This window comes from Halomonas sp. CnH100-B, from assembly GCF_024124605.1.
GTDB lineage: Bacteria > Pseudomonadota > Gammaproteobacteria > Pseudomonadales > Halomonadaceae > Vreelandella.
Genome location: NZ_JAMXRX010000002.1, coordinates 138,708 through 151,369, shown reverse-complemented (window position 1 = coordinate 151,369; position 12,662 = coordinate 138,708). Strand labels below are relative to the sequence as shown.

Genomic DNA, 12,662 nt, shown 5'->3' with positions numbered 1-12,662 from the left:
CGGCGCCGCTTAGTCAAACAGGCTCATGCGTTTCATCACGTTGTCGCGTTTGATACGCCAGTGGAATAGCGCCCCCGCAACGTGCAGCGTAATCAGCACCACCAGTGCCCAGCCCAAACGCTCGTGCCACATGAACAGGGTTTGCGAGAGAGCGTCGTTTTTACCCAGCAGCCCTGGCAAGTGCCAGTGGAAAAACTCGACGGGGAAGCCGCCTGTCGCCGTGGCAGCCCAGCCGATCAGCGGCATCGCCACCAATGCGGCATATAACAGGTGGTGAACGCTGGTACTGACCATACGTTCGAAGGCGTTCAAAGGCGGATCGTGATCCGGCACCACGAACGCCACTCGCGTGATGATGCGCAGCGTCATGAGCAGCAGTATCGTGACGCCCAACGTTTTATGGCTGGTATAGAGCAGGTTCGTGAGCGTATTCCCGACCAGCGCCAAGGTGCGTTCATAGCCCAAAAACCCCAGTGTCAGGCCGCTCGCCAGCGAGAGCAGCACCGCCAGTGCCACCAGCCAGTGCAGCACCCGGTGTGGATAGATATAGTGATCTAACTCGTGCATTCAAGACTCCCTGCCCAGCCATGTCGTCACCGTCAGCATAGTGCAACGTCGACCCGTTAGAAAAATAATGATTAGCCAGCGGTTTACCTTATAACGCTTCGCTGGCAGCCGCTAGCTGTTCGCGTATCAATTCACCCAACCGCCGTGCGGGCTCGGATGGACGGTGCGGGGCGCGGTGCAGGGCAAGCTCGATCATCGGCAGTGCAGGCAACCCGCTGCTCTCATCCAGCGGGCGCAGCGTAGGCGTGAGCATACTGCGAGTCACGACGACCACTGCCAAGCCCGCCGTCACGATCGGCGCTAGCCCCGCCATGGATTGGCTCGTATAGGCCACTCGCCAATCTCGCCCGGCGGCTTGCAGCGCCTGCTCGGCCACTTCGCGAAATACATCCGCGCCTGGGGTGTAAAGCGCCAGTGGAATTGGGTCACTCAAGGAGGGCTGCTGGTGTACTCCTACCGCCCACACCAGCGGCTCACGGCGAATGACATCGCCCCCGGGGGAGTGCCGCTGGCGCGTCACCAGCGCCAAATCCAGCGCCGAGGCTTTCACTTGTTCGACCAAGTGGGCGCTGGTGCCGCACTGAACCGTCAGCCCTACGGCGGGGTAAAGCTGGTGAAAGTACGCAAACACCGACGGCAGCAGTGAGGCGTAATCCTCAGGAATGCCCAGCGTAAGATCGCCAGTAATCTGGCGGGCCTGCATATCGCTCCAGGCCTCGTCATTGAGCGCCAGCAGCCGTCGTGCATGGGCCAGTAAACGCTCGCCCTCTGCGGTAAAGCGCAGCCGCCGCCCTTCCCGTTCGTGCAGGCTCACCGCGAGCTGCGCCTCCAACCGCTGCAGCTGCATGCTCACCGTCGACTGCGTATAGGCCAGCCGTTTTGCCGCCGCCGTCACGCTGCCGGTGTCCGCAATGGCTACCAGCGTCCTCAATAGCGTCAAGTCAAACGTGGGTGCCCGCATACATCACCATTGTTGATGATATCGATCATAAAAGATCGTTATCTTGATGGGTAAGTGATGAGTATGCTGCGCGGCATGGGATCCTTTCAAGACGGGGTCCCTTGACGGCTTGAATCATCGACGGCTTTAGGAGACGCATCATGCCCCCCCTTCACTCCCCGGTAGCGGTATCCTCAACATACAGCGTGTGTGCCGCCTTGCTGGCGGTGACGTTATGGAGCATGGCACCGCTGCTGGCCGAACTCGCCAATGCCACGGCCCCCTTACAGCTCACCGCCCTCACGCTGCTAGCAGGCGCGCTGGCCACGCTGCCGCTCAGCCGTCGTGTTTCTATGCCCACCTGTTCGCTGGGCTGGCAGCTGATCGTCTGGCTGGGTATCCCGCTGCTGATCGTAGGCGCCGTCAGCAGCTATTTCATTGGTATGCGTCTCGCCCCCGCCGCCGAAGCGGCGTTGATTACCTATACATGGCCGGTGCTGTTCGTGCTGCTGAGCCAGTGGAGCCGCTGGGGACGGTTGCAGTGGGCAAGTGTGGCCGGCGCGCTGATCGCTTTTTCGGGCGCGGCGATATTACTGCTGCCCCAAGCGCTCAGCGGGGGAGTTGGCGGTTCGGCTTCCGGCTATGGCTTGGCGCTGCTGGCGGCCTGCTGCTGGGCACTCTATTCATGGCTAGGTCAAGCGGCCCCTATCTCACTCACGCCGCTGCTGCCGCGCTTATTGTTGATTGCTTGTGCACTCACCTGTATCGCTAGCGTTTGGCTGGAGGGTGACGTGGCGCTGCCCCGCGGCGAAGCGCTCGTGGCAGGCATCGCGCTAGGCTTGGGGCCTTACGGCATCGCCATGGTGGCGTGGGACAAAGCGCTGCGATTCGGGCACGCCAGCCTCGTGGGCAGCTTGGCGTATGGCGTGCCTATCTTGGCAGCGTTGCTACTCGTCCTGGCAGGCATGAGCGTATTCGACTGGCGGCTACCTACGGCCGCCCTGCTGGTGGTCGTTGGGTGCTTAAAGGCGGGCAGCTGAGGTGGGCATCATCATCTCGCTAAACAGCACGCTGGCCAGCAGCTCTGGCAACCAGGACGGCGCAAAGGTGTCACTCTCGCTGCTCTGCATTTCCGAGAGGGGCCACCACGCGTAGCAGGGCGTAGCGTCACGGCCATCGTCCAGCATCAGCCTGCCCTGGGCGTTATCGTGGGTGTCAAGCTGGGTATCGGGACAGCGCACCAAGAAAAAGCGCTCTTCACCGGTTTGGCCCACTTTCGCGGTGTGGGCACACTGGCGAAGTAGCGGCCCCAAGGGGCATGTAAGCCCGGCCTCCTCGAAGAGCAAACGGATTGCCGCCGCCGGATAATCTTCATCGTGAGCCAGCGCGCCGCCCAGTAGCGTCCAGTGGGGAGGCGATGCCTCGCGTTTGAGCAGCAAGCGGCCCTGCGTATCGACCACCAGTAGCTGCACTTGCCGAGCGGCTTGCGTATCGAGTGTCATAAGCGATCCATGCCTATTGGTCTTCGTGGGAACAATAAAAAAGCAGCTCCCCCACACGTCTCGTGTCGGCGAGCTGCTTTTCAGCGTAGTCGATAACCGGCGATTTGTTTTACGCCATTAGGAGCAATCGCAGAGCTAGTTTATTGGCCCAGGTAACGCGGCTTGGCCACGCCTTTCAGCGCCTCAAGGGGGAGCGTGAGGGTTGGCTGACCCGCCGCATAGGGCGCAATGTCATAAACGTTGTAGGTCACTTCCCAGCGGTCCTCCAGCGGCGCAATGTTGCGGCTTTTACTCAGCGGCCACTGGGTTGCAAACTGCGCATCGAAGCCCATCTCAGTGATCCAGCGCTGATGCGCGTCAGCCAAAAGGGTATCGAAAGCGGCCTCCTGCCCGTCCACCAGCATGTCCTCGGGCTCGACGATGCGCCGCTCGCGCTCATCGATGACCATGTATTCGGTCAACGGAAGCCCATGCGCTTGGCCGGCATGATACACATAGCTATTGAGTTCGATGACCAACAGGTCGTGATGACGTGCGTACACCGTGGCTTCCAATAGCGCTTCGCTGGTCATGTCACCAGGCGCGGCTTGGTTGTCCTCTTCAGCCAGACTCAGGAAGCGCTCGGCGTACGCGTCCCAGCTCTCGGCAGGGGCAGCCGTCTCGTCGCTGATCGCCATGCCTAGGGTGAGCAATCGGGTTTGTAGGGCCTCGCTTAACGCAGGCGCCTGGGGAAATGCCAGCGCTGAGATAGTCACCGTCGAACACTGCTCCCCTTGGCATCCCGGGGCCACGTACTGTTTTTCCACGGCCAGCGAGGCCAATGCAAACGGCTCTGAGGGCGATGTATCAGCGGCCAAACAGCCGCCCAAGAGAAGCGCTCCGGCGAGCGATAGACCCACTCCTAGCGTTTTGAACGTGCGTAGCATCTTAACCTCCTTGTGAATCACTCACCCTATGAGGCGGGCTGTTCATCGTAGAACGGCAACGCCCCTGCAGAGCGGCAGGGGCGTTGTTGAAAACGAACCGATACTTCGCGGTCGCGTTTAGGTGTCCGGCTGCATTTCGGTGGGTTCTGCGCTCACCGCTAGTTCGAACATACCGCTACCGCTGGCGCTAAAACCGCGTGCGCTCACGGTATAGGTGCCGGGCAGTAGCGCCTGCTCTATACGGGCGTTGGTACCACCGCCGCTGTCGTCGTCAGTATAGGACACGCCTTCGCCGTACAGTTCAAGATACGTATCGAAATCGTTAGAGCTCATGCTCAGCGTGACGAGCGAGCTTTCCTCTATCGTGAGCTGATAGGTCAGAGCCTCGCCGCTGTACCAGCCGTTGAGCGTTTCATCGGGAGTGAGCGCGCCTTCGTTGCGTAACTCTACATCGTTCGGCAGATCACGCGGCTCGATGGCGAGGGTGAACAGCCCGCTGTCAGTGCCGTAGGCGGTACGGGCCGTGAGTTGGTAAGTACCCGGCGCGAGAAAATCGGCAATGCGCGCATTCAACTCACCCGCACTGTCATCATCTTCACGGTAATAACCGTTAGGGCCCTCGAGTACCAAGTAAGCGTCCACATCGCTGGAGCTCATATCGATTTGGTACATGCCCGCTTGGTCGATCTCTAAGTCATACGTGACGTCTTGCCCGCTGTACCAGCCGCTCAGCGTCTCGTTGGGGATAACGGTGCCATCGTTACGCAGCTCGCCATTCCCCGGCAGCTCATGGGGCTCGGCCGTCAGGGTGAACAGGCCACTGCCATCACCAAAGGCAGAGCGGGCAGTCAACGTGTACTCACCGGGGGCAAGAAAATCGGCAATGCGCGCATTCAACTCACCCGCGCTGTCGTCATCTTCGCGGTAGTAATCGTTCGGGCCTTCCAATTCCAGGTACGCATCGAACTCATCGGCACGCATTTCAATCTGGTACATGCCTGCTTCTTCGATGGTTAGCGTGATCTCACGTTCGGTGGTATCGAGCCAGCTATCGATGGGCGTACCCACCGTCATGGTATCGGCATCGCTCAGCTCAATAGTGCGGCTGTTGACGTTGAAAGGCCCATAGCTATGCGCGTCGGCACCGCTGATCACCACGATGTAATCGCCGCTCTCTTCGATGCGGTGGCGTACCGTGTCTGCGTTGGCCAACAGTTGAAGTTGGTCGTCATACAGGGCGACGGTGCCCTGCAGCGCCCCGCTCAACGACACCTCTACCAGCGCCTCTTCATCCAACGTGATGGCATAACGGGTAAAACGGCTGCCATCTTTACCGTTGAGCTCGCTCGCGGAGGTGATCTCGCCACGCGCACGCTCGCCCAAGGTGAGGTACTCCAGGCCCTGCAGGGCCTCAGGCGTCGTGTCCTGCTCGGCCGTCGTTTCTGCGTCGGGCGCTTCTGCAGGAGGGGCCAGGTTTGGCAACGTTTGCGCGGCAAAGTAGCCAACGGCAACGCCGCCCACCGCCACAATCAACAGTGTGAGAGAAGTAGACTTAGCCATGGGTGCATCCTTGTTCATTGGCGAGGGTGGGTGACGCCATAGAGAGCATCGTGAACGATGGGAAATTATAAGGTGCTTAACGAGTTAAAGTGAGCGTTTGATGAAAAATAGTGCATCGCCCACGCGTCTTCATTAATTCACTTCATTGACGCTGCTTAAGCCACTGAATCTCAAGGGCATAGCGCCGTTGAACAAAAAGCAGAATTATGGAGCTAATTGCGTCGATCTTCTTAAAGCTTGCCGACCTCCAGAGGGCAAGCTACTATCCATACGCCTATCGGCACCTCGTCAACGAATGCGGAGTCCGCTTTACGAACCACTGAGGTACTCCTATGGGAGACTATCTACGTACGATCCGAACGAGCGTTTTTGCTGTTTTATTGCTATTGCTCTTTGTCAATCAAGCAGTTGCCAGTCAAGCCGTAACGACCACAGAGTTACAAGAAGGGGTGGCTTCTTTTTACAGCGACCGCTTTCAAGGGGCCACCACCGCTAGTGGCGAGCCCTTCGACCAGCAGGCACTGACCGCAGCGCATCCTAGCCTGCCCTTCGGCACCAAAGTGCTGGTCACCCGCCCGGATACCGGGCAAGAAGTGGAAGTACTGATCAATGATCGCGGTCCATTCGTCAAAGGACGCATCATCGACCTTTCCAAGCGGGCAGCGCGGGCACTCGGTATGATTCGCCGAGGGACGGCCCCCGTGATGATCACTCTGGTAGATTAACGGATAACACACCCGCAAGCGTGTGATACCCCTTAAACGATCAGCGTTGCCCCAGGGCAATCCCTGCTGAGCAAAGCGGCCCGTTCGGGCCGTTTTTTTTGGTGTGAACGTATGGCGAACTTGCAAGCGTGCTAATGGTCTCTACCCTGCAAGGAACGTTACGTTTATCAATGCAGGAGGCAGCCATGCAATCTCGTTTTTATACCCTCACCGACTACCCGACCGGCTTACCCAAGCGCGAGCTATTCTCCCTGGAGAGCCAAGCGTTACCCGAGTTAGAAGAGGGCGAAGTGCGTATTCGCAACCACTGGCTCTCGGTCGACCCTTACATGCGTGGTCGTATGAGCGGCGTGCACACCTACGTCGCCCCCTTCGAGCTTGGCAAGCCCATGGAGGGCGGTGCGATTGGTGAAGTCATCGCCTCGAACCACTCCAGTTTGAAAGTAGGCGATAAGGTGAGCCATATGGGCGGCTGGCGCGATGTCGCACAGTTGCCGGGGGACAGCGTGACGGCCCTTCCCGACACGAACGTGCCCGACCAAGCCTACCTAGGAGTGCTCGGCATGCCCGGCATGACCGCTTGGACAGGCCTTAACCTGATCGCCGAGTGCAAACCGGGCGATAATGTCCTCGTCAGTGCTGCCAGCGGCGCAGTGGGCTCCTTAGCCGTACAGCTAGCAAAAGCGAAAGGCTGCCACGTGGTGGGCATCGCGGGCGCTGCCCATAAGCTTGCTTGGTTGGAATCCCTCGGCGTCGAGCCGGTCAGCTACCGTGACCGCAGCGCGCAAGAGTTAAGCGATGCCATCAAGCTCGCCAGCCCCAACGGCATCGACGTCTATTTTGAGAACGTAGGTGGTATCTGCCTCGAAGCGGCGCTCAGCCAGCTCAACGAGGGAGCGCGCATTGCCGTCTGCGGCATGATCGACAGCTACAACGCCGAAGCGCCCACGCCGGGGCCAAATAACCTCTCGCAGCTCGTGGTTCGCAAGGCCAAAATGCAAGGGTTCATCGTGGCCGATCACTGGTCCAGCTACCGCTACTTTTTGAACGAGGTCGCGCCGCAGGTCGCCGATGGCAAGCTGGACTACAAAGAGACCTTTAAAGAGGGACTCGACAATACGCCCGATGCCTTCCTGGCGCTCTTTGAGGGGGGCAACACCGGTAAAATGCTGGTTAAGCTGAACTGATACGCCCTCCCCCCAGGCAGGTTACGCTAGGTTAAATCTACCTATCATCGCTTCCCCTCCTTTCTAGCCGCGCTATGTTGAGTAGCGCGGCTTTTGGCATTGGTATCGATTAGCCAGCAAAGTATTAGACCAAAAGCGAATTGATTATTAAAATCACAGCTAATCAATGTGTGTTTTAACCCATCGGCCCTGCCGATGGGTTAGGGCACGTTGTGGAGCCGCCGCAGACCTTGTCGGTTAAGCGGCATCAACTCGTTGTTAAGAGGGGTTTACCTCATGGATGAACACACGCGTGCTCGCGGCAAATGGCCAGCCTTGGTGCTGGGTTTGCTGCTGGCGTTAGCTGGCATTGCACTTGCCGTAGGTGGCGGCCAACTGCTCATGCTAGGCGGTAGCGCCTACTACTTGATCGCTGGGGCGGGCTTAGTAGTGGCCGGGCTGCTGCTGGCCTTGCGCAAAGGGGCGGCACTTTGGCTGTACGCCCTCATTTTGTTCGCCACCCTGGTGTGGGCACTTTGGGAAGTCGGGCTGGATTGGTGGCAACTGGTACCTCGGGTCGCCATTCCCTGTCTCATCGGCATCATCATGCTGCTGCCGTGGTGGCGCAAACCGCTCAACTCGCGGGGTGGCAGCTTGGCGCTCATGGCCAGTATTGGCGCGGCGATCATCGTTGCTATTGCCAGCCAGTTTAGCTACCCAGGCACGGTGGAAGGCACCATCGAGTCCGCCAATAGCACCGAGGCCGTCAACCCAGCCCAGGTCGCGGGAGACGACTGGCCTGCCTACGGCGGTACCAATGCCGGCACCCACTACTCGTCACTCGACCAAATCACGCCCGAGAACGTTGGTGAATTGGAAGAAGTGTGGCGCATCCAAACCGGCGATGAACCAGGCCCCAACGCCCCTCCGGAAATTACCAACCAGAACACGCCGCTGAAAGTCAACGACAGCCTGTATATCTGCACGTCGCATAGCCGTGCCATGGCACTGTCACCGGAAACCGGCGAAACCCTATGGGAGTTTGACCCCAATATCAGCACCATGGGCGCAGACGACTTCTCCGGCTGGGCACACATGACCTGCCGCGGCCTCGCCTACTATGATGCTGCTAACTACGATGCCGCTAACTACGCTTCATCTAACGACGAAGCCTCGAACGACGACGCTGACAACACCGACAGCAGCGCTAACGATGGCACGACGCCTGCGGAAGACGGCGCGGCCGCCGCTCGCGTGCTGTTTGATGACGGCAGCCAGTTCGACCTGGATCTGGCCTTCCTGCTCTTCATCAGCGGCCTAGGCGATAACCCAGCGTCTGATGACGGCGGTGAAGCGGCCATGCTCAGCGCCACGGACGTAATGTGCCCGCGCAGGCTCTACTTGCCCACTGCCGATGCCCGCCTGATTGCGCTGAATGCCGATACCGGCGAGCGCTGCGAAAGCTTTGGCAACAACGGCGAAGTGGATCTCACCAATAACATTGGCGAGTTCTCCCCTGGCGGCTACTACTCCACCTCTCCAGCCACGGTGACGGAAGACTTGGTCATTTTGGGCGGCCACGTCACCGACAACAGCTCCATCGACGAGCCGTCCGGCGTGATCCGTGCCTTCGACGTGCATACCGGCGAGCTGGTGTGGAACTGGGACAGTGGCAACCCAGACGACACCGCCCCACTCGAAGAGGGAGAAACCTATACCCGTGGCTCTCCTAACGTGTGGGCACCGATCAGCGTCGATGAAGAATTGGGGCTCGTGTATCTGCCCATGGGCAATGCTACCCCGGACCAGTACGGCGCTGACCGCTCTGAAAACGATGAAACCTACAGCGCAGGGCTCGTAGCGCTGAATTTGGACGACGGCCAAGTGGCCTGGGTCTACCAGTTCGTTCACCACGACCTGTGGGATATGGACACCCCGGCTCAGCCGGTTCTGATCGACCTAGCAACTGAAAACGGCACCCAGCCCGCCGTCATTCAGCCCACCAAGCAGGGCAGCCTCTACGTGCTCAACCGGGAAACCGGCGAGCCCATCGTGCCGATCGAAGAAGTGCCCGCACCGCAGGGGGCCATTGAAGGCGACTGGACCGCAGAGACGCAGCCGCGTTCGGCGCTGAACCTGCTGCCACCGCCGCTCACCGAGCGGGATATGTGGGGCGCGTCACCGTTCGACCAGATGATGTGTCGCATCCAGTTCCGCTCGCTGCGCTACGAAGGCCAGTACACGCCGCCCTCTTTGGAAGGCAGCATCGTTTACCCGGGTAATGTGGGGGTAATGAATTGGGGTGGCGTTGCAGTCGATCCTGAGCGCCAGGCACTGTTTACCGGCGCGAAGTACCTCGCGTTCGTGTCTACGCTGGTGCCCCGTGACCAAGTCGAAGAGGGCCAAGGCTCCGCCAGCGAGCAGGGCCTACAGCCCAACGAAGGCGCGCCCTATGCGGTAGAGCTAGGCCCACTGCTTTCCGTACTGGGCTTACCCTGCCAAGCGCCCTCCTGGGGCGATGTGGTAGGTATTGACCTGCAGGATGCAAAAGTGGTGTGGAAACATCGCAACGGTACCACCCGAGACAGCATGCCCTTTGGCCTGCCGATTGGGTTGAACGTGGGCGTGCCCGCGCTGGGCGGCCCGCTGACCACCGCTGGCGGCGTCTCTTTCCTCAGCGGCACGCTGGACCAGTACCTGCGCGGCTACGACATCACCACGGGTGAAGAGCTCTACAAAGCGCGCTTACCCGCCGGTGGTCAGGCCACGCCGATGACCTATACCGGCGCCGACGGCCGACAGTACGTGGTGGTGACAGCCGGTGGTCACGGCACCTTTGGCACTAAGATGGGTGACTACGTGATTGGCTACGCGTTACCGGAGTAACTGCTAGCTCTACGGAGTCAGCTAGATAGAAAACGGGCGGCCATTGGCCGCCCGTTGTCATTAAGGTCATTCACGCACTTAAGGTGAGACGATCTGAGTAGCCCGTAGCGGGGGGCTTTCGCCATGGATGGCGAAAGTAGCGTCCAAGGAGGGATTCACAGCGCCCCCGCCTAGGGTTACTCAGATCGTAGGCACACCAAGCGATAACATCGATTTTTTCTGATTAAAAACTCAACTCTACGCCACCATAAACGCTGCGCCCTGGAGCGGGTTCATAAAAGCGCCCAAAGGTGCCGTTCAAGCGCACATTGGAGTAGTGCTCTTCATCCAGCAGGTTACGCAGGCCCACATAAGCGCTTAGCCGAGTCTGTTGGCTTAGCTGCCAGCCGTCTCCCACCCTCAGGTTCACCAGCCAGTAGCTATCCACCGACGTCTCATTGGCATTATCGGCCACCAAGTCACCGACGTATTCGGTCTCCAGCGTAGCAAAGCGCTCGTCGAGGTTCTCCCACGTTAGCTGGTTCACCCAGGTTTGTTCCGGCAGGCCGGGAATGCGGTTGCCATCGAAGCGTTCAGAAGGAGTGGCAAACTCGTCGAACTCGTAGCGCGCCAGGGTCAGCGCACTGTCCAAGCGCCACTGGTCGGCCAACTGCCACCCCAGCGCCAGCTCGACACCATCACGGTTGGTATCCCCGGCGTTCTGGTAGAACGTGCGGCCGCCTTCGTCGTAGGGCACCAGCTCATCGCGCACACGGACGGAGAAGAGCGCCACATCGTAATCCAGCGCCAGTGGCTCGATGTAACCGCGCAGCCCCACTTCACGATTCCAGGCTTTTTGCGGCTCTACGCTGGGGTTGAAACCACCGCCAGCGGGGTTGGCAAACTCAGAGAACGTCGGTGTCTCAAAGGCGGTACCGGTATTGATATACGCTTGGTGCTGCGGGCGATAGCGGTAGCTCAGCCCGGCAGAGCCGCTCCACTCGTTGAAGGTGCGCTGACCACTCTGGTCACCGTCGGCAGCAAAATCGTCGTCGACATCGAGGTCTACACGATCAAACCGCGCGCCCAGCGACAGCGTCAGCGGCTCCGACAGCGCTAGATCTCCCTGAGCAAACACGCCAGTGGAGGTCGCAGTTTGGGTTTCATCGGCGAGCGGCTCGCCCACCACCCCTTGGGGATTCACATCGTTACGGAAGCGGTCATCTTTCTGGCGTGCGGCATCCACCCCAACGATGTAATTCAGCGGCAGGTTGCCTAGCGTTACCTCGTGGTGATACTCGGCGCTAGCGCCCATGTAATCGCGCTGATAGCCCAAGCGGCTGCTGCCCACGAACGGTAGCTGTTGCTCAAAATCCCTCTGAGCGATAAAGCCTTTCAGGTACAGTTCGCCCTCCCCAGCGGACAAATCCTCGTATTGAAGGCCAATCAACTGCTGGTCGACGGTTTGACCGGCATCCAGCGCCAGCGAGTTCGGTGCGGCTTGGTCGCGCCCTTCGGCCACCTCGCGGGCGTTGAGCGCGCCGGGGTCTTCCGAACGCGGGTTGTCCAGCAAGTTGATGATGGCAGTGAGTGCCCGTTCGCTGCCCAACTCACGGCGCAGCTTGGCATTGAGCAGATACTTCTCGGTGGAACTCTGCTCCCGGTAGCCATCTACGTTCAGCGCAGTGAGGCTGATATGGTGCGACCAATCCCCCTGCACGCCGCCATTTTGCAGCGCCATTTTCTGGTAGCCATCGCTACCGGCGCCCATGCGCAGCCGAGTGCCGGGGTTGTCGCGTCCATCGGCGGTGGTAATGTCGATCACGCCACCCGCCGCGTTGCCGTAGAGCACCGAGGACGGCCCGCGAATGACCTCAATGCGCTCAGCGCTATCCAAATCAATCGCATCTAGCTGGGCCTGCCCATCCGGCAGCGTGTAGGGAATGCCGTCCACCATCACCGTAATGCCTCGCACCCCAAACGGCGCACGGGCACCAAAGCCGCGAATCGAAATACGCTGCCCCTGGGCAAAATTATCGCGGTTCTGCAGGAAAACGCCCGGCACCCGGTTGAGCGACTCATCCAAACGCACCCGCTGCTGGCCTTGGGCAATGGCGTCTTGCTCTATCGTCGAGACCGCAGCAGGCGTGGCGTAAAGCTCTCGCGCCAAGCGCGGTGCGCTGACTTCTACAGTGGGCAGCACGGCTTCTGTATCGGTTTGTGCCCATACGGGGGCGGCAAAAGCGGTGCTGAGCAATAGCAGTGAAGGGGGGAGATAGCGTGTCATGGCATCCTTTCCAATGAAAAAGTCCAGTGAATTATCCGTGAGCGTTCAACGTCATGACGCCCGACGGGGAACGACCCCGTAAAATGATGGTCATAAGATGAACCGGCTCATTAGCCAAGTGTAG

At 59.8% G+C, this 12,662-nt stretch carries 10 protein-coding genes; 4 read left to right on the top strand and 6 right to left on the bottom strand.

The annotated features are described in order from the left end of the window. Nucleotides 1–9 precede the first annotated feature (9 nt). Both NH398_RS04245 and NH398_RS04240 read right to left on the bottom strand, forming a co-directional pair. On the bottom strand, nt 10–567 hold the full coding sequence (locus NH398_RS04245; protein ID WP_253016767.1) for a cytochrome b: 558 nt from the start codon (nt 565–567) through the stop codon (nt 10–12). A gap of 88 nt (nt 568–655) precedes the next feature. After that, nucleotides 656–1,528, bottom strand: coding sequence for a LysR substrate-binding domain-containing protein (locus NH398_RS04240; protein ID WP_159341319.1), 873 nt, complete (start codon nt 1,526–1,528; stop codon nt 656–658). A 140-nt stretch (nt 1,529–1,668) separates the two neighbouring features. On the opposite strand from NH398_RS04240, the gene NH398_RS04235 reads away from it, so the two are divergent. After that, on the top strand, nt 1,669–2,547 hold the full coding sequence (locus NH398_RS04235) for a DMT family transporter (protein WP_253016765.1): 879 nt from the start codon (nt 1,669–1,671) through the stop codon (nt 2,545–2,547). Here the strand turns inward: NH398_RS04235 and NH398_RS04230 are convergent. The 3 genes from NH398_RS04230 to NH398_RS04220 all read right to left on the bottom strand — a co-directional run bounded on the left by NH398_RS04230 (nt 2,530) and on the right by NH398_RS04220 (nt 5,495). Next, on the bottom strand, nt 2,530–3,009 hold the full coding sequence (locus NH398_RS04230) for an NUDIX domain-containing protein (RefSeq protein WP_253016763.1): 480 nt from the start codon (nt 3,007–3,009) through the stop codon (nt 2,530–2,532). The genes NH398_RS04235 and NH398_RS04230 overlap by 18 nt on opposite strands. Nucleotides 3,010–3,149: 140 nt before the next feature. Next, nucleotides 3,150–3,935: an RsiV family protein gene (locus tag NH398_RS04225; RefSeq protein ID WP_253016761.1), complete on the bottom strand. Its 786-nt coding sequence runs from the start codon at nt 3,933–3,935 to the stop codon at nt 3,150–3,152. A gap of 117 nt (nt 3,936–4,052) precedes the next feature. Continuing rightward, nucleotides 4,053–5,495 (bottom strand): hypothetical protein, encoded by a 1,443-nt coding sequence (locus NH398_RS04220; RefSeq protein ID WP_253016759.1) that lies wholly within the window; start codon nt 5,493–5,495, stop codon nt 4,053–4,055. Between the two features lie 332 nt (nt 5,496–5,827). On the opposite strand from NH398_RS04220, the gene NH398_RS04215 reads away from it, so the two are divergent. The 3 genes from NH398_RS04215 to NH398_RS04205 all read left to right on the top strand — a co-directional run bounded on the left by NH398_RS04215 (nt 5,828) and on the right by NH398_RS04205 (nt 10,272). Further along, on the top strand, nt 5,828–6,220 hold the full coding sequence (locus tag NH398_RS04215; RefSeq protein WP_253016757.1) for a septal ring lytic transglycosylase RlpA family protein: 393 nt from the start codon (nt 5,828–5,830) through the stop codon (nt 6,218–6,220). Nucleotides 6,221–6,405: 185 nt separating this feature from the next. Beyond that, the gene (locus NH398_RS04210; RefSeq protein ID WP_253016755.1) at nt 6,406–7,407 is read left to right on the top strand and encodes an NADP-dependent oxidoreductase; all 1,002 of its coding nucleotides are present in this window, start codon (nt 6,406–6,408) and stop codon (nt 7,405–7,407) included. Nucleotides 7,408–7,683: 276 nt separating this feature from the next. Further along, entirely contained in the window at nt 7,684–10,272 is a 2,589-nt protein-coding gene (locus NH398_RS04205; RefSeq protein ID WP_253016753.1) for a membrane-bound PQQ-dependent dehydrogenase, glucose/quinate/shikimate family, read from the top strand. A 223-nt stretch (nt 10,273–10,495) separates the two neighbouring features. Here NH398_RS04205 and NH398_RS04200 read toward each other — a convergent pair whose 3' ends face one another. Next, the gene (locus NH398_RS04200) at nt 10,496–12,538 is read right to left on the bottom strand and encodes a TonB-dependent receptor (protein ID WP_253016751.1); all 2,043 of its coding nucleotides are present in this window, start codon (nt 12,536–12,538) and stop codon (nt 10,496–10,498) included. Nucleotides 12,539–12,662 lie beyond the last annotated feature (124 nt).

What these genes read in the sequence shown, in the direction of transcription:
- NH398_RS04200 (WP_253016751.1), bottom strand. Translation starts at nt 12,538, where the DNA reads ATGACACGCTATCTCCCCCCTTCACTGCTATTGCTCAGCACCGCTTTT.
- NH398_RS04245 (WP_253016767.1), bottom strand. Translation starts at nt 567, where the DNA reads ATGCACGAGTTAGATCACTATATCTATCCACACCGGGTGCTGCACTGG.
- NH398_RS04205 (WP_253016753.1), top strand. Translation starts at nt 7,684, where the DNA reads ATGGATGAACACACGCGTGCTCGCGGCAAATGGCCAGCCTTGGTGCTG.
- NH398_RS04230 (WP_253016763.1), bottom strand. Translation starts at nt 3,009, where the DNA reads ATGACACTCGATACGCAAGCCGCTCGGCAAGTGCAGCTACTGGTGGTC.
- NH398_RS04210 (WP_253016755.1), top strand. Translation starts at nt 6,406, where the DNA reads ATGCAATCTCGTTTTTATACCCTCACCGACTACCCGACCGGCTTACCC.
- NH398_RS04220 (WP_253016759.1), bottom strand. Translation starts at nt 5,495, where the DNA reads ATGGCTAAGTCTACTTCTCTCACACTGTTGATTGTGGCGGTGGGCGGC.
- NH398_RS04225 (WP_253016761.1), bottom strand. Translation starts at nt 3,935, where the DNA reads ATGCTACGCACGTTCAAAACGCTAGGAGTGGGTCTATCGCTCGCCGGA.
- NH398_RS04235 (WP_253016765.1), top strand. Translation starts at nt 1,669, where the DNA reads ATGCCCCCCCTTCACTCCCCGGTAGCGGTATCCTCAACATACAGCGTG.
- NH398_RS04215 (WP_253016757.1), top strand. Translation starts at nt 5,828, where the DNA reads ATGGGAGACTATCTACGTACGATCCGAACGAGCGTTTTTGCTGTTTTA.
- NH398_RS04240 (WP_159341319.1), bottom strand. Translation starts at nt 1,528, where the DNA reads ATGCGGGCACCCACGTTTGACTTGACGCTATTGAGGACGCTGGTAGCC.